Genomic DNA, 16,156 nt, shown 5'->3' with positions numbered 1-16,156 from the left:
AATAATGACTACCCAGATGCGCTCCATCGTGCAAAACATGCCGAAGGCGGAACTGCACATCCATATCGAAGGCTCGCTGGAGCCGGAACTGATTTTCGCGCTGGCCCAACGCAATGGCGTCGCGCTGGCCTATCCGTCGGTGGATGCACTGCGTGCCGCGTATGCCTTCACCAACCTGCAATCGTTTCTCGATATTTACTACGCCGGCGCCAGCGTACTGTTGAAAGAGCAGGATTTTTATGACATGACAATGGCCTATCTGCAGCGCGCCAAGGCCGACCATGTGCGCCATGCAGAGATTTTCTTCGACCCGCAAACCCACACCGCGCGCGGCGTGCCGATCGGCGATGTGATTCATGGTATCCATCGCGCTTGCACCGAAGGGCCGATCAGCGCCAAGCTGATCCTGTGCTTCCTGCGCCACCTGAGCGAGGAAGATGCGCTCGCCACGCTGGAAGCTGCGTTGCCCTACCGCGATCAATTCATTGGCGTCGGCCTCGATTCATCCGAAGTTGGCCACCCGCCGGAGAAATTCGCCCGCGTGTTCGCACGCGCCCGCGACCTGGGCCTGCACCTGGTGGCCCATGCCGGCGAAGAAGGTCCGCCAGCCTACATCGAGACCGCGGTCGACCTGCTCAAAGTGGAGCGCATCGACCATGGCGTGCGCTGCCTGGAAGATCCGGCGCTGGTACGCCGCCTGGCCGCATTGCGCATGCCCCTGACCGTTTGCCCGCTGTCCAATACCAAGCTGCGGGTGTTCGACCAGATGAAAGACCATAACCTGCTGCAGCTGCTCGACGCGGGCCTGGTGGCAATGGTCAATTCGGACGACCCGGCATACTTCGGCGGCTATATGAACGATAATTTCGTCGCCGTGTTCGACGCGCTGCCGCTGGGCCTGGCCCATGCGCACCAGCTGGCGCGCAACAGCTTCGAGGCGGCCTTCCTGCCAGCGGACGAAAAGCAGAAGTTCCTGGACGAAGTGGACACTTATTTCTCTGCCTTTAACGTGGTCTGACAATCAATGTTTCGACAAGCCTTGAGGATGACGGCGCGCGACTGGCGCGCCGGGCAGCTGCGCTTCCTGTTGGTAGCGCTGGTAGTGGCAGTGGCGGCGCTGTCGGCTGCCGGTTTCTTTATCGATCGCCTGCGCAGCGGGCTGAATCGCGACGCGCACCAGTTGCTGGGCGCCGACCTGGTGGTGGTGGCCGACAATCCTGTGCCTGCCGCCTGGCGCGAGGAGGCGTTGCGGCGCGGCTTGCTGGTAGCCGATACGCTGGCCTTCCCCAGCATGGCCCAGGCTGGGCAGGGCGATGCCGCCCGCTCCGTGCTGGTGACGCTGAAGGCCGTCAGCCCCGGCTACCCGCTGCGCGGCCGCGTCAAAGTAAATACCGACATCGCGCAAGCCAATGAAAGCATTGGCGCGCCGGCGCCTGCTGCGCCGCAGCCCGGCACGGTGTGGATTGACCCGGCGCTGGCAACGTCGCTGGAGGTGACAGTCGGCGGCACGGTGCAACTGGGCGACAAGCAGTTCCGCGTGACGCAGCTGATTGCCGCGGAACCGGATCGGGGCGGCGGTTTCATCAACTTCGCGCCGCGCGTTTTCCTTCCCCTGTCCGATATGCCGGCGACCAAGCTGGTGCAGGAAGGCTCGCGCGTCGGCTACCGGCTGTTGGTGGCCGGTCCCGCCGCCAGTGCCAAGCCGGCGCAGGAGTTTGGCGAGTGGCTGAAAGCCTTGATCAAGAAAGACAATGTGCGCGGCGTGCGGATCGAGTCGCTGGAAGAAGGGCGCCCCGAAATGAGCGCCACCCTCGACCGCGCCGACCGCTTCCTGTCGCTGGTTGGCCTGCTGTCGGCCATGCTGGCTGCGGTAGCGGTCGCAATGGCCGCGCGCCGCTTCATGCAGCGCCACCTCGATTCCTGCGCCATGCTGCGCTGCCTGGGCCTGACGCAAAGCCAGGTGACGGTGATTTACCTGGTTGAATTCCTGCTGGTCGGCCTGGCGGGCAGCCTGCTTGGCGTGCTGGTCGGCTTTGGCGCCCACTACGTCCTGCTGCAACTGCTCGGCAGCCTGGTCGCCACCGATATTCCGGCGCCGACTATCCTACCTGCATTGCAAGGCCTGGCCACCGGCATGATCCTGCTGGCCGGCTTCGCGCTGCCGCCCATCCTGCAACTGCGCAACGTGCCGCACAACCGCGTCATCCGCCGCGAAGCCGCTGCACCCAGGCCGGCTGCGCTGGCGACCTACGGCCTTGGCATCGCTGCTTTCGGCGCATTGCTGCTGTGGCAATCGAATGACGTCAAGCTGGCTGGTGTGACGGGCGGCGGCTTCCTGCTTGGATTCGCGCTGTTTGCCCTGGTTGGCTGGCTTGGACTGCAAGCCCTGCGTCCACTGCGCAACGCATTCCCGCACCAGTCGTGGCGCTTCGCGCTCACCTCGCTGCGCCGCCGTCCCGGCGCCACCGTGGTCCAGGTGGTATCGCTGTCGCTTGGGCTGATGGCGTTGCTGCTGCTGACCGTGGTGCGCGGCGACTTGATGGCCGCCTGGCGCAATACCATGCCGCCGGACGCGCCGAACCGCTTCATCATCAACATCCAGCCGGACCAGAAGGATGCCATCGCCGCGCGATTGAAGGCGGCCGGCGTAAAGGATGTGCCGATGTTCCCGATGATCCGCGGCCGCCTGGTGGCGGTCAACGGCAAGGCCATCACCGGCTCGACCTACACCGACGACCGGGCGAAAGGCCTGGCCGAGCGCGAATTCAACCTGTCGACGATGACGCAGCTGCCGGCGCAAAACCAGGTCACTTCCGGCAAATGGTCGATGGCCGGCACTGCGGGAGAAGCCTCGGTCGAGGAAGGCATCGCCAAGACACTGGGATTGAAGCTGGGCGACACGATGCGCTTCGATATCGCCGGCTCGCCGGTGGAGGCGAAAATCACCAGCCTGCGCAAGCTCGAATGGGGCTCGATGCGGGTGAATTTCTTCGTCATCATCAACCCCGCGGTGATGGCCGACACCCCGCAGACCTGGATTACGTCCTACCACTTGCCGAAGGACGCCCTGGCTGCCGGCAATGCACTGTCGCGCGAATTCCCCAACCTGACTATCATCGACGTCGGCGGCATCCTGCGCCAGGTGCAATCCGTACTGGACCAGGTGATCCAGGCGGTGGAATTCCTGTTTGCCTTCACTTTGCTGTCCGGTGTGCTGGTACTGTATGCCGCGCTCATGGGCTCCCAGGACGAGCGCCGCCGCGAAGCCGGCCTGTTGCGCGCCCTGGGCGCCACCCGGCGCCAGCTCTCGCAAGCGCAACTGATCGAATTCATGCTGGTGGGCGGCCTGGGAGGCCTGCTGGCCGCCACCGGCGCCGGTTTGATGGGATGGGGCCTGGCGACCTACCAGTTCAAATTCGCCTGGAGTTTCAGTCCCTGGGTCTGGCTGGCAGGCCTGCTGGCAGGCGCGATCTGCGCGGTGATCGGCGGCTGGCTCGGCCTGCGCAACGTGCTGAACCACCCCCCGCTGCAAACGCTGCGCGAAGCTTAAGGCTGTGCCCGTGTCACACCTTGGGGTCTGACCCCAAGGTGTGACACGGGCTGGGCCGTTATGCGGCCAGGGGCGGCGTGTGCTGGCGCAGGAATTCCGCGTAGGGAGTGGGCTGGATATCGAGCAGGGTCGGTTCGACTTCGAACAAGGCCCAATAGTAGGTCTCCAGCCCCTTGCACACCTGCGGCGCCTTGCAGTAGCGGTGCCAGTGCTGGCCCACTTCGTCCGAATACATGCCGTCCGGCGGGAAGAACGGCAGCATGCGCTTTTCTTCCAGTGCTTCCACCAGCGATTGCGGAGCGCCGCTGTCGCGCGCCATTTCCACCTGCGATTCGTAGCCGCGCTGCGTTTCCACCACCATCAGCTGCGCCGAGCCGTCCGCCTTGAAGAACAGGATACCGCTCGGGCTGGGGAAGGGGTAGTGCTCGACGAAGCCATGCTCCTGGTACAACTGCTGCACCACCTTGGCCAGCGCGCCGCAGCGCAGGAAGCTGAATTCGTGCAGCACCAGCATATCGAGCAGGGTCTCGGACTGCTCCTGGAAGAACGCCTTCTGCAGCGCCGCCACTTCCTCTTCCAGCCGGTCCAGCGCATCGTCCGCGCTTTTCTTGATGTAGCGGTCGATCAGGCCGCGGTTGAAGGCGTCCACCGCGATCTTTTCATCGGCCTGGCCGGTAAACAGGATTTTCTTGCACGGCAGGTGCTGGATTGCCTGGCAAAACGCCACGCCGTTCATTTGCGGCATCGAATAATCGACCACCAGCACGGAAGGAATGGAAAAGCGCTGGCGTTGCCCGGAAATCTTGTAGATCTGCTCCAGGTCCACCGCCACATTGCGCTGCTCCGCCGACTGGTTCGGGTTGTCGAAATCCACCTGCAGCGGCAGTTCGCTGCTGCGGGCATTGGCTTTGAACCATTCCAGCGCCTGGAGCGGGTCGTGGAAGCATACGCTTGCCTGCATGGGGTCGAGCTGGAATACCAGGCTGTGAAGGAAGGTATCGCTGTCGTCCACCAGGACGGTCATGGTTGGGTGGGCGTAAACGGGCAGTTTCATGGTTCAACGGCTTGCTTGTGAAGGAAATTCAAGCACAAAGATAGCATATGCGTGCTCGCGGGAGACACAATGTAGTTTTGCTTGCCACGCTTGCATCACCTGGCGGCACAAAGCCAGGCCGATGCCGGCGCCATTATGCTCTGGATAAGTGAAGAAGCGCTGGAAAATCATCGGCAGGTGGTGCGGTGCGATGCCGCAGCCGGTATCGATCACCAGGACGCGCGGAACCGGCCGGCAGCCGTCGATCACGATCCGGACCCGTCCCTTGCCGGCACGCTGAACCGCTTGCATTGCATTGCGCAGGAGGTTCAGCAGCAGCATGATGGCCAGCTCATTCTGACCGCCGAAGCGGAAATCGCTGCGCACCTGCAGCGCGACCAGCTGGCGCTGCGCCTCCCCTGTGAAAGGATAGCGGCGCAGCGCCGATTCAACCGTATCGAGCATGGACACGGTTTCGTGCGGATCCAGCTTCTGCCGCACCGCCTGTGCGCTGAGCAGGAACAGGTCGATCATATGGTTCATATGGCGCACCTCATACTGCATGCGCCCCAGCGCCTGCTGCATGGCAGGATTTTCCTGTCCTGCGCGCTGCTGCATGCGCGACAGACCGCGCACATTGGCATCCAGGCTGGCCAGCGGGGTACGCATTTCGTGTGCCACGGCACCCAGGCCTTCGCCCAGGCCTTCCAGCTTTTCCTCTTCCAGCGCCTTGCGGCTTTGGGAAAATACCCACATCCAGCCGACCAGGAACAACTGCACCGGCAGCAATTGCAGCACCGCCGTGGAGACTATGACGTCGCCAGCCCCCAATGCAATCGTCAGCAGCACGGCGGCGGAGATGCCGATTGCGCCAGCGCGCAAGGCGAGGCGGCCGTCGAAATGAAACAGCGCCACCAGCATCACCAGCATCACCTGGGACCAGGTGACGTTAGCGTGATTCATCAGGAACATGAAGGTGCAGAAAAATGGCAATTCGTAGGTCACCAGCACCAGGGTGTAGCGGTCGCGCAGCCGTGGCGGCAGGCGTCTCGCCCACAGGCCGCCCAATCCCAGCGCGGTGCCGGCCGCGCGCGCCATCAGGTTTTCATAAGGCTGCGGCACCAGCCAGCCGAAAATCGCGTAATACAAGGGGAAGCAGGTGATTCCGAGCCAGCTCAAGGCGGCGAGGCGCAGGTCGGCGATTTCCTCGGCACTGCGGGCATGCAGCCGGGTTCGGATGAGACGTCGGATCATCTGGCAATAATGGCGGTTTGTTGGCGCATTTTGCGCAGAATCAGCACTATGCTTGATCCACATCAATACGTCCATGCGCTATCATTGCCTTATGAATGATGATGCACGCACCCTTTATGAAGTCATCGGCGGCGAAGCCAAGCTGCGCGAGATGGTTGACCGCTTTTACGACCTGATGGAACTGGAGCCGGAATTCGCCGGCATCCGCGCCATGCACCCGCCCAGCACCGACGGCTCGCGCGACAAGCTGTTCTGGTTCCTCAGCGGCTGGATGGGCGGGCCGGACCTGTTCATTGAGCGCTTCGGCCACCCGCGCCTGCGCGCGCGCCACCTGCCTTTCGCTGTCGGCTCCAGTGAACGCGACCAGTGGTTGCGCTGCATGGCCTGGGCAATGCAGGATGTCGGCATCGCCGAAGCCTTGCGGCTGCGGCTGATGGAGTCGTTCTACCAGACCGCCGACTGGATGCGGAACAAGGCTGATTGATGGAATTGACCATCCTGCTGGCGCTGGCCGCCGTGATCATCGTCCTGCAAATCGTTTCGCTGCTGCGCAGCCGCGGCCCCGACGTCGCCGACCAGCTGGATCGGGTTGAACGCGAGGTGCGCCTGCAGTTGCAGGCGACTGCCCAAGCGCAGCGCCAGGAGATGGGCAATTTGCTCGCGCAGTCGCACGCCGCAACTGTGCAGCAGCTCGAAACCATGCGCCGCCAGATCGAAGTGCTGACCGAGTCGAACACACGCCGCTTGCTGGAGGTGCGGGTAGCGCTGGAAACCAGGATGCGCGAGCTGCAGGCCGATAACGGCGCGCGGCTGGAAGAAATGCGCAGGACGGTTGATGAAAAGCTGCATGAAACCCTGGAAACGCGCCTGACCGAATCGTTCCGCCAGGTGTCCGAGCGCCTGGAGCGCGTGCACCAGGGCCTGGGCGAAATGCAGCAGCTGGCGCTGGGCGTCGGCGACCTGAAGCGCGTACTGACCAATGTGAAAACGCGCGGCACCTGGGGCGAAGTGCAACTGGAGATGCTGCTCGAGCAAATCCTCACGCCGGACCAATACGCCAAGAACGTCGAAACCATCCCCGGCTCCAATGCGCGTGTCGAATTCGCGCTCAAGCTGCCGGGCCAGAAAGAGGGTGGGGCGCCGGTGTGGATGCCGATCGACGCCAAATTCCCGAAAGAGCAATACGAGCGCCTGCTGGAGGCTGCGGACCGTGCCGATGCCGAGGCAGTTGCTGCCGCCGGCCGCGAGCTGGAACGCGCCGTGCGCGGCGAGGCAAAGACCATCGCGGAAAAATACGTCTCGCCGCCAATGACCACCGACTTCGCCATCCTGTTCTTGCCGACCGAAGGCTTGTACGCGGAAGTAATGCGCCGCCCCGGCCTGGCCGACGAATTGCAGCGCGTGAACCGCGTCAGCATCGCCGGCCCATCCACGCTGACCGCTCTGCTGAACAGCCTGCAGATGGGCTTCCGCACGCTGGCACTGGAAAAACGCTCGTCCGAAGTATGGCAAGTGCTGGGCGCAGTGAAGACCGAATTCGCCAAGTTCGGCGACGTGCTCGCCGCAACCAAAACCACGCTCGAACGCGCCGCGCGCAACATTGAAAATGCCGAAGTCCGAAGCCGGCAGATGGCGCGCAAGCTGAAATCCGTCGAAGCGCTACCATCGGAAGAGGCCTTGCTCATGCTGGGCGCGGTCGACAGCGCCGACACCGACGCCGACAGCTCTGCGTAAGCGATGAAGTTCGCCGCCGACCTCGCGCTGATGTTGCTGCTGCCTGTAGCTGCCAGCGCGTGGGCCGGCGAACTTGAACTCCCTGCCGTAAGACCTGCCCTGCGCCCCCCGCTTGATATCCCCACCGCGCGCGACAGCTTTGGCCGCCCACTAGCCGCCCTGCGCCGCCAAACAGCCGTGGCGCGCGCATTGGATGAGGCGTGGAAAAAGGACGCCTCCGAGACCAATCTGAAGGCTTGGTCCGAAGTCCTGCTCAAGTGCCAGCAAGCCACTAATCCTGCGTGGACCACCGCGCTAATGCGCAGCGAGCCGCAGCAGGCCCACTGCTTCCGCTATTGAACGGGCCAGGTCGCCGAATCTCATGCGGTGAGCGTTATCCCGAGCATGTGTACAACACGACCGTCAGATCGTGCTCATGCGTAAATCGAACCATGAATAATTAGGGCATGTGAAAGCTACCGACCGCCTATGATCTCGTAGGCCTCTTGCCAAGTCGAGATACTGTTGCGGTCAAGCTTGATTTCTTCGGTAGAGAACGTGAATTTCGAGTACAGGAGATTCCAGTCGATGGGCTTTGCAAACAGCAAATGATAGCCCTCCTTGTTGACGAACCAGCCTGACCCGACAATGGAATTGCCATGTTCGACAAGCACGGCCACGACGGCGTCGAAACTTTCCTTTGAATGGTCCACCAGGCGAGTCATCAGACCAACCCTTCGAAAACGATGACGTCGACTAAATCGCCCTCGGCAACATTGCCTTGTTCGTCGTGCAGCACCACCATGCAGTTTGCTTCAGACATTGAACGCAGGATGCCTGAGCCTTGCGAGCCGGTGATGCGCACTTCTCGGGTGCCATCCAAGGCGGTGGCGAGGATTCCGCGCTGGTATTCCGTGCGGCCGGGTTTCTTGCGGATCGCCTGGGCGGAGCGCACGCGCAGCAACTGGTCGCCTGGGGTGTCGGCACCCATCATGCGCAGCAGGGCGTGGCGCGCAAAGAAGTAGAAGGTGACCATCACGGCCACGGGATTGCCCGGCAGGCCAAACAGATAGGCGCTGTGGCCATTGGAGCGGATACGGCCGAAGGCCATCGGGCGGCCGGGGCGCATGCCGATTTTCCAGAAATGCACGTCGCCGAGCGTGGCCATGACCTGCCTGGTGTAATCGGCCGCACCAACCGATACACCGCCGGAAGTGATCACGGCGTCGGCGCATTCGCAGGCGGTGCGCAAGGCCTCTTCGAGCGATGCCGCGTCGTCCTTCACGATCCCCATGTCGACGATGTCGCAGCCGAGCCGCTGCAGCATGCCGAACAAGGTGTAGCGGTTGCTGTCGTAGACGCAGCCCTCAGCCAGCGGTTCGCCGATCGAGCGCAGTTCGTCGCCGGTGGAGAAGAAAACTACGCGCAGGCGCCGCTGGACTGGTGCTTCGGCCAGGCCGAGCGATGCCAGCAGGCCTAGGTCGGCCGGTCGCAGCACCTTTCCTTTGCGTAGTGCAGGCGTGCCGGCGGCCAGGTCTTCACCTTTGAAGCGGCGATTGTCGCCAGTGCGTACGGTGTTCGGTGCGATGGTTACGGCGACGTCGCTCATGTCTGCCGCAAGCTCCTGGGGCAGTACGGTGTCGCAGCCATCGGGCATGACGCCGCCGGTCATGATGCGCACGCATTCCCCAGGTCCCGGCTTCAAGCCGGAAGGCCGGCCGGCATAAGCCGTGCCAATCACCTTGAGCGTGGTATTGCCGTCGCCTTTGAGCTGGGCGCCGGCAAAGGCAAAACCATCCATCGCGGAGTTGTCATGTGCCGGCACATTGATAGGCGATATCACGTCGGCCGCCAGCACGCGGTCCAGGGCACTGCGCAGGGCCACTTTCTCGATGCCGCGCACAGGCTGGATGAAGTCGCGGATGATGCGCTGCGCTTGCCGCACCGGCAGCGCATCCGGATCATAACCGGACAGGCAACTGGCCACTTCCTTTAGCGAAGGGTTGATTGCGGCTTCTTCCTCGATCTGCAGCTCGGTCAGCGTATTAATGTTGCGGAAGGCCGCCGCATCGTTGAACAGTACTTCCGCCACCTTGATCGACTTGTACCAGCCATCCATTTTGCGCGCCCCGGTTTGCAGATATTCGTCCAGGGCGGGCAAGGCGCTCTTGCGCACCATGCAGAATACGGGATGCAGTTGCGTGCGCGTCTTGCCCTCTTCGTCGGTTTCCAGCGTGGCTGCGACGGCGAGATCGGCCCCTTGCGCGTTCAGTGCTTCGTACAGGCGTTGCGCCAGGTCGGGCGGCAGGAAGGGGGAGTCGCAGGGCGCCGTCAGCAGCAGCTCGGTTGCGCAGTGACGCAGGCCGGTTTGCAGGCCGGCCAGCGGGCCTTCGTAGCCTTCCAGCTCGTCGGGCAGCACTGCTACGCCGAGTGCGCCATAAGCGCCGAGGTTGCGGTTGGCGTTAATGGTGACGCTGGACACTTGCGGCGCAATCCGATGCAGCACGTGCGAGGCAAGCGTGCCGCCGCGAAATGGCTGCAGGCCTTTGTCCACGCGTCCCATGCGGGTGCCGCGGCCGCCTGCCAGGATCAATGCACTGATGTTTTTTTCCATCCCCGGCTTAGCCCCCGATATATGACATTTCGACTTTGCGGTCGGCGCCCAGCGCCAGCCCCTCGGTATTGATGGTGCGCTGCTCTGAATAGCGGTCGCCGCGCACGCTCCACAGCGCGCCGATGGCCGATGAAATTTCCGCGTCGCTGCGGCCTTCGCGCAGCAGGGCGCGCAGGTCGTGGCCGCGCGAGGCGAACAGGCAGGTGTACAGCTTACCCTCGGTCGACAGGCGCGCGCGCGAGCAATCCTTGCAGAAGGCCTGCGTCACGCTGGAGATGACACCGATTTCGCCGCCGCCATCGGCATAGCGCCAGCGTTCGGCGGTTTCTCCAGTGTAGTTAGGGTCCACAGGCAGCAACGGCATTTGGGCACCGATCATGCGCACCACTTCCGCCGACGGTACCACGTCGCGCATGTTCCAACCGTTGGACGTGCCGACGTCCATGAATTCGATGAAGCGCAGGATCGCCGGCGAGCCTTTGAAATGGCGTGCCATCGGCAGAATTTCCTGCTCATTCATGCCGCGCTTGACCACCATGTTGACTTTGACCGGGCCCAGGCCGACGCTGTGCGCCACATCGATCCCATGCAGCACGTCCGCCACCGCAAAATCGACATCGTTCATGCGCTTGAAAGTGGCGTCGTCCAGGGCGTCGAGCGAGACGGTGACGCGCTGCAAGCCGGCATCCTTCAGGGATTGCGCCTTGCGGGCCAGCAGGGAACCATTGGTGGTCAGGGTCAGGTCGAGCGGCTTGCCGCTTACCGTGCGCAGTTCGGCCAGCATTGCCACCAGCCGCTCCAGGTCTTTGCGCAACAGCGGTTCGCCGCCGGTCAGGCGGATCTTCTCAACGCCATGTTCGATGAACAATCGCGCGATGCGTGTGATCTCTTCAAAAGTCAGCAGGGCGTTGTGCGGCAGGTACTGATAGTCCTTGTCGAAGACTTCCTTCGGCATGCAGTAGACACAGCGGAAGTTGCAGCGGTCTGTGATGGAAATGCGCAGGTCGTGCAAGGGACGGGCGAACCGGTCCAGCAGGCTGCCGGTGGGGGCCTCTAAGTTTGCCGGGATGGCCGGCGCCTGGCTGCGGCCATCATTCAATAGGATGATTTTTTCGGTCATGCTGGGTGTTCGGTTACACCCGGTACGATAGCACGATGCCAGCAATCGCACAGGCAAGTAATACGCGGATTGTTCCTTGCTTGTACTGCATCAAGGCTATGGCGGCGGCAACGGCAATTACCACGGCCGGCCATTCCCAGCGACCGGCAGGGTAGAACACATGGATGCCGAAAAATAGTGCCAGGCTGGCAATAACCCCTACCACGGCGGCCGAAATCGCAGTCAACGGGGCGGTCATGCGGATATTGCCGCGGGTGGATTCGACCAGCGGGCCGCCGGCCAGGATGAAGATGAAAGAGGGGACGAAGGTAAACCAGGCAGCCACAGCGGCGCCCAGAACGCCTGCCAGGGCAGGATAGCCGGCAATCGCTTCGTGCGTCCAGGCGCCGACGAAGCCGACGAAGGCCACTACCATGATCAGCGGGCCGGGCGTGGTTTCGCCCAAGGCCAGGCCGTCCACCATCTGGGCAGCGGTCAGCCACTGGAAGTGTTCGACGCCGCCCTGGTAAACATAGGGCAGCACGGCATAGGCTCCGCCAAAGGTCATCATGGCGGCTTTGGTGAAGAACCAGCCCATTTGCGCCAGCGGCTTGTCGATGCCGAACGCCCAGGCGAGCACCAGCCAGGCGCCAGCCATCAACGCAAGACCGGCTAGGGCGACGCGTGCCAGCCTGGCCCAGCTGAAGCGGGCGTGCGGCGGCGTCGGCGTGTCATCGTCAATCAGGGCGCGGGCATGCGCGCCCTGCGTTGCGGCCGGGCCGTACGCGATGCCACCCAGCGCAAACACCTCAGGACGCAGGCGGCCGCCGAACCATCCGAGCAGGGCGGCGCTGGCGACGATCGCCGGGAAGGGCAATTTGATGAAGCTGATGGCGACGAAGGCTGCCAGCGCGATTGCCATCAAAGGGCGGTTGCGTAGCGTGCGTTTTCCGATGCGCCAGGCGGCCGCCAGCACGATGGCAACGACGGCGGGCTTCATGCCGTACAGGATGCCGGCGATGGCGGGCAGCTTGCCATAAGCCATATAGGCCCAGGACAGGCCGATCAGAAGTAATAGTGAAGGGAGGACGAAAAGCACACCGGCGATGATGCCGCCCAAGGTGCGGTGCATGAGCCAGCCGATGTAGATGGCAAGTTGCGTGGCTTCGGGGCCTGGCAGCAGCATGCAGTAATTCAGGGCGTGCAGGAAGCGGTGTTCGGAAATCCAGCGCCGGCGCTCAACCAGCTCGGTGTGCATCAGGGCGATCTGGCCGGCCGGTCCGCCAAAGCTGATGAAGCCCAGCTTGAGCCAGTAGAGGAAGGCTTCCCACAATGGGACATGAAAAAGGGAAGCACTTGGCTTCCCTTTTTCTTCAGCGACAGGCTGCTTAGCCATTCACCTTGGTTTCAACCTGCACCAGCGGTTCGCTGGCGACCGCTGGCAGCGGCTTGCGCTCGCGGGGCACGCGGATTGGCTGGGAGGTGGCTGCTGCGGCAGCAGCTTCCTGGGCGGCACGCACCTTGGCCGGATCGGTTACAGCCATCGACAGGCCGGCCGCGGCCAGCATGGCGTCGACGTCTGCTTTGGCGGCGGCTGGAGCAGGGGCTGGAGCCGGTGTGGCAGTTGGGGCTGCAACCGGAGCTGGCGCTGGTGCAACTGGCGCAGGGGCCGGGGCGGCAGCGACAGGAGCGGCAGCGACTGGCTCGGCCGGCGCTTGTGCGGCGGCTGGTTCAACCACGTCAGCGGCAACTTCTTCTGCAGTAGCTGGTTCGACAGCAGCCGGAGCAGCTTCAGCGAACGGCAGCACGCCTTGCGGCGACGCAGGCGCAGCGGCAACAGGCGCAGCGGCGGCTGGCGCTGCAACGGGCAGGTCCACAGCAGCTGGCTGCACTGGAGCAGCAGCGACCGGAGCCTCTTCGACTGGCGCAGGGGCGGCCGGGGCTGCCGCTGGGGCAGCAACGACCGGCTCGGCAAGCGCTGGCGCCTCGACAGCCGCAGTTGCGGCAGCTTGCGCAGCAGCACCTTCGGCAGCAGCAGCGCTGGCGGCCTCGGTGGAAGCAGGTTCAACGGAAACAGCAGCAGGCGCATCGGCTACAGTTGGGGCAGCAGATGCAGCTGCGGCAGCCACGACAGGAGCAGCTTCGCCTTCAGCCGGAGCAACGGTGAACGTTGCCTCGGTCGCGCCTTCCGCACCGTCCACGCCCTCGGCGCCTTCACGCTCACGACGGTTACGGTTGCGGCCACCGCGACGGCGGCGGCGGCGTGGCTCGTCGCCACCTTCAGCGCCTTCGTGTTCTTCACCCTCGGGACCGGTATTGGCGGCAGCTTTCACCAGAACTGGCGTCTCTGCTGCACCAGTGCCGGTGCCAACCGGGCCGACGGCGGCTGCTGCCAATGCCAATTCCTCGGCCTTGGCTTCTGCCGGAACCGGCTTCTCGGCGCGTGGCTCACGCGGCTGGCGTGGCTGGCGCGGTTCACGTGGTTCACGCGGTTCGCGCTCGGCACGCTGGCCTTGGGCCTGGGCTGCCTCGGCGCCGTCGCGCTGTTCGCGTGGTTCACGCGGCTGGCGTGGTTCACGCGGCTCACGTGGCTCACGCTGTTCGCGCGGCTTGCGGGCTTCGGCGGCCGGCTTGGCTTCCTCGGCGCCAGGACGGGCACCTGGTTCGCGGTCTTCGCGCTCGCCGCGGCCGCCTTTGCCGCCACGGTTGCGGCCACGCTGGCCGCGATCCTTGCGGTCGCCGCGTTCTGCGCTGGCTGGTGCCTTGGTAACAATCACTGGCGCTTTCGGCTGCACTGGCTCTTCCTTGTCACCGCCGGTGAAGAAGGAGATCAGCTTGGCGAAGAAGCCTTTTTCTGCAGGAGCTGCGGCAACAGTGCGCGGAGCGGCAGCTACCGGCTTGGCAGCTTCCGGCTTGTGCTCCACCATTGGTGCTGGTTGCTCTGGGGTAATGGTCTTGACCACGGCTTCCTGGCGCGGCTTGGCTTCCTCCTTATGGCGTTTGCTGAAGGACATGTCGGTCTCTGCAGCTTCGGCCATGGTGTAGGAAGCGGCGTGGTCTTCCAGGCGCGGATCGTCGTGCTTGATGCGTTCCAGCTTGTAATGCGGGGTTTCCAGGTGCTTGTTCGGGATCAGGATCACGGTGATGCGGTGACGGGTCTCGATCTTCAGCACTTCGCCGCGCTTTTCGTTGAGCAGGAAGGCAGCCACGTCGACTGGCACTTGCACGTGGATGGCGGCGGAATTTTCCTTCATCGCCTCTTCCTGGATGATGCGCAGCACCTGCAGGGCGGACGATTCGGTATCGCGGATATGGCCGGTGCCCGAGCAGCGCGGGCAAGTCACGTGCGAGCCTTCCGACAGGGAAGGGCGCAGGCGCTGGCGCGACAGTTCCATCAGGCCGAAGCGCGAAATCTTGCCCATCTGGACGCGGGCACGGTCGTGGTGCAGGGCGTCTTTCAGGCGCTGTTCCACCTCGCGCTGGTTCTTCGACACTTCCATGTCGATGAAGTCGATCACGATCAGGCCGCCCAGGTCGCGCAGGCGCAGCTGGCGCGCCACTTCGTCGGCGGCTTCGCAGTTGGTGTGGAAGGCGGTGGTTTCGATGTCCGAACCGCGGGTGGCGCGGGCCGAGTTGACGTCGATCGACACCAGGGCTTCCGTGTGGTCGATCACGATAGCGCCGCCCGAAGGCAGCGGCACCGTGCGGCTATATGCCGTTTCGATCTGGTGTTCGATCTGGAAGCGGGAGAACAGCGGCACGTCGTCGCTGTAACGTTTCACGCGGTGCACCATGTCCGGCATCACATGGGACATGAACTGGTGCGCCTGTTCGTAGATCTCGTCGGTATCGATCAGGATCTCGCCGATATCGGGCTGGAAGTAGTCGCGAATGGCGCGGATCACCAGCGAAGACTCCTGGTAGATCAGAAAGGCGCCGGAGGCGGCCTTGGAGGCGCCTTCGATCGCGCGCCACAGTTGCATCAGGTAATTCAAGTCCCACTGCAGCTCTTCCACGGTACGGCCGATGCCGGCAGTACGGGCAATTACCGACATGCCTTGCGGCAGGTCCAGCTTGTCCATGGTTTCGCGCAGTTCCTGGCGCTCTTCGCCTTCCACACGACGGGAAACACCGCCGCCACGTGGGTTGTTCGGCATCAGCACCAGGTAGCGGCCGGCCAGCGAAATAAAGGAAGTCAGTGCCGCGCCCTTATTGCCGCGTTCTTCCTTTTCCACCTGCACCATGATTTCCTGGCCTTCGCGCAGCGCTTCCTTGACGGATGCATTGCGGACGTCGACGCCTTCGCGGAAATAGGAACGGGCAACTTCTTTAAAGGGGAGGAAGCCGTGGCGGTCTTCGCCGTAGCTGACGAAGCAAGCTTCGAGGGAGGGTTCGATTCGAGTGATGACGCCTTTGTAGATATTGGACTTGCGTTGCTCTCGTCCGGCGGTCTCGATGTCGATATCGATCAATTTTTGACCGTCGACAATTGCTACGCGCAACTCCTCTTGCTGCGTAGCATTAAACAACATGCGTTTCATTTTTATTAACTCCGCGACCCTTGGGCCATGTCAAAGCCGCCTCCGTGGAGACGGCGAAGTACAAGGATATACGCGTGAATTAAGGAGGCTGTAGGGGGAAATGCCTCGTCATGCGGCAGGCGCAAAGCGCTGCCGCCGCATTGGGCGCATGAAGCAAATCGTCATGCCGAGTTTGCGCACTGCGTGCAACATCATCCAACGGCCCGAGCGTTGCCGGGTGGCGGGAGAATGCAGGCGTGCGCACATCGTCGGGCCAGGGCATCTTGTATGGTGCCTTGGCGAAACGGCAAGCGTTATCCACTTCATCAACCAGCGAGCAACGACTGTAGTGCTTGCTCGCCGGACTTATCCT

The 16,156-nt window shown here is 63.4% G+C and carries 12 protein-coding genes; 5 read left to right on the top strand and 7 right to left on the bottom strand.

The annotated features are described in order from the left end of the window. Window positions 1-4 precede the first annotated feature (4 nt). Together ACWBU6_RS23915 and ACWBU6_RS23910 are read left to right on the top strand one after the other, a co-directional pair. A complete protein-coding gene (locus tag ACWBU6_RS23915) occupies window positions 5-1,018 on the top strand; it encodes an adenosine deaminase (RefSeq protein ID WP_452645832.1) in 1,014 nt (337 codons plus the stop codon). 6 nt (window positions 1,019-1,024) lie between these two features. After that, the gene (locus tag ACWBU6_RS23910; protein ID WP_452645831.1) at window positions 1,025-3,550 is read left to right on the top strand and encodes an ABC transporter permease; all 2,526 of its coding nucleotides are present in this window, start codon (window positions 1,025-1,027) and stop codon (window positions 3,548-3,550) included. A 58-nt stretch (window positions 3,551-3,608) separates the two neighbouring features. Here the strand turns inward: ACWBU6_RS23910 and ACWBU6_RS23905 are convergent, their stop codons facing one another. Further along, window positions 3,609-4,604, bottom strand: coding sequence for a response regulator (locus ACWBU6_RS23905; protein ID WP_452645830.1), 996 nt, complete (start codon window positions 4,602-4,604; stop codon window positions 3,609-3,611). 3 nt (window positions 4,605-4,607) lie between these two features. Then, window positions 4,608-5,837 carry a sensor histidine kinase gene (locus ACWBU6_RS23900; protein ID WP_452645829.1) on the bottom strand — a complete coding sequence of 410 codons (1,230 nt, stop codon included), beginning with the start codon at window positions 5,835-5,837 and terminating at the stop codon, window positions 4,608-4,610. A 91-nt stretch (window positions 5,838-5,928) separates the two neighbouring features. Between ACWBU6_RS23900 and ACWBU6_RS23895 the strand changes: the two genes are divergently transcribed. Genes ACWBU6_RS23895 through ACWBU6_RS23885 form a run of 3 tightly spaced genes read left to right on the top strand, consistent with a single transcriptional unit; the run spans window position 5,929 to window position 7,910 of the window. After that, on the top strand, window positions 5,929-6,321 hold the full coding sequence (locus ACWBU6_RS23895; RefSeq protein WP_452645828.1) for a group II truncated hemoglobin: 393 nt from the start codon (window positions 5,929-5,931) through the stop codon (window positions 6,319-6,321). Continuing rightward, the gene (gene rmuC / locus ACWBU6_RS23890) at window positions 6,321-7,571 is read left to right on the top strand and encodes a DNA recombination protein RmuC (RefSeq protein WP_452645827.1); all 1,251 of its coding nucleotides are present in this window, start codon (window positions 6,321-6,323) and stop codon (window positions 7,569-7,571) included. Before ACWBU6_RS23895 ends, rmuC begins: the two co-directional genes overlap by 1 nt. Window positions 7,572-7,574: 3 nt before the next feature. Next, window positions 7,575-7,910 (top strand): hypothetical protein, encoded by a 336-nt coding sequence (locus ACWBU6_RS23885; RefSeq protein ID WP_452645826.1) that lies wholly within the window; start codon window positions 7,575-7,577, stop codon window positions 7,908-7,910. Between the two features lie 116 nt (window positions 7,911-8,026). Here the strand turns inward: ACWBU6_RS23885 and ACWBU6_RS23880 are convergent, their stop codons facing one another. The 5 genes from ACWBU6_RS23880 to ACWBU6_RS23860 are packed head-to-tail and all read right to left on the bottom strand — an operon-like array spanning window position 8,027 to window position 15,804. Then, the gene (locus ACWBU6_RS23880) at window positions 8,027-8,275 is read right to left on the bottom strand and encodes a hypothetical protein (RefSeq protein ID WP_452645825.1); all 249 of its coding nucleotides are present in this window, start codon (window positions 8,273-8,275) and stop codon (window positions 8,027-8,029) included. Next, entirely contained in the window at window positions 8,275-10,164 is a 1,890-nt protein-coding gene (gene moeA / locus ACWBU6_RS23875; protein WP_452645824.1) for a molybdopterin molybdotransferase MoeA, read from the bottom strand. Before moeA ends, ACWBU6_RS23880 begins: the two co-directional genes overlap by 1 nt. Before the next feature lie 7 nt (window positions 10,165-10,171). Beyond that, on the bottom strand, window positions 10,172-11,284 hold the full coding sequence (moaA, locus tag ACWBU6_RS23870; RefSeq protein ID WP_452645823.1) for a GTP 3',8-cyclase MoaA: 1,113 nt from the start codon (window positions 11,282-11,284) through the stop codon (window positions 10,172-10,174). 13 nt (window positions 11,285-11,297) lie between these two features. After that, window positions 11,298-12,659: a chromate efflux transporter gene (gene chrA, locus ACWBU6_RS23865; protein ID WP_452645822.1), complete on the bottom strand. Its 1,362-nt coding sequence runs from the start codon at window positions 12,657-12,659 to the stop codon at window positions 11,298-11,300. Further along, window positions 12,652-15,804 carry an Rne/Rng family ribonuclease gene (locus ACWBU6_RS23860; RefSeq protein WP_452645821.1) on the bottom strand — a complete coding sequence of 1,051 codons (3,153 nt, stop codon included), beginning with the start codon at window positions 15,802-15,804 and terminating at the stop codon, window positions 12,652-12,654. The genes chrA and ACWBU6_RS23860 overlap by 8 nt, the downstream gene beginning before the upstream one ends. Between the last annotated feature and the right edge of the window lie 352 nt (window positions 15,805-16,156).

Source organism: Pseudoduganella sp. HUAS MS19 (genome assembly GCF_053615455.1).
This window is presented reverse-complemented; position numbering and strand designations above follow the sequence as displayed.

Coding starts and splice junctions, on each gene's coding strand:
- ACWBU6_RS23915 (WP_452645832.1), top strand. CDS start 5: ATGACTACCCAGATGCGCTCCATCGTGCAAAACATGCCGAAGGCGGAA.
- ACWBU6_RS23910 (WP_452645831.1), top strand. CDS start 1,025: ATGTTTCGACAAGCCTTGAGGATGACGGCGCGCGACTGGCGCGCCGGG.
- ACWBU6_RS23905 (WP_452645830.1), bottom strand. CDS start 4,604: ATGAAACTGCCCGTTTACGCCCACCCAACCATGACCGTCCTGGTGGAC.
- ACWBU6_RS23900 (WP_452645829.1), bottom strand. CDS start 5,837: ATGATCCGACGTCTCATCCGAACCCGGCTGCATGCCCGCAGTGCCGAG.
- ACWBU6_RS23895 (WP_452645828.1), top strand. CDS start 5,929: ATGAATGATGATGCACGCACCCTTTATGAAGTCATCGGCGGCGAAGCC.
- rmuC (WP_452645827.1), top strand. CDS start 6,321: ATGGAATTGACCATCCTGCTGGCGCTGGCCGCCGTGATCATCGTCCTG.
- ACWBU6_RS23885 (WP_452645826.1), top strand. CDS start 7,575: ATGAAGTTCGCCGCCGACCTCGCGCTGATGTTGCTGCTGCCTGTAGCT.
- ACWBU6_RS23880 (WP_452645825.1), bottom strand. CDS start 8,275: ATGACTCGCCTGGTGGACCATTCAAAGGAAAGTTTCGACGCCGTCGTG.
- moeA (WP_452645824.1), bottom strand. CDS start 10,164: ATGGAAAAAAACATCAGTGCATTGATCCTGGCAGGCGGCCGCGGCACC.
- moaA (WP_452645823.1), bottom strand. CDS start 11,284: ATGACCGAAAAAATCATCCTATTGAATGATGGCCGCAGCCAGGCGCCG.
- chrA (WP_452645822.1), bottom strand. CDS start 12,659: ATGGCTAAGCAGCCTGTCGCTGAAGAAAAAGGGAAGCCAAGTGCTTCC.
- ACWBU6_RS23860 (WP_452645821.1), bottom strand. CDS start 15,804: ATGAAACGCATGTTGTTTAATGCTACGCAGCAAGAGGAGTTGCGCGTA.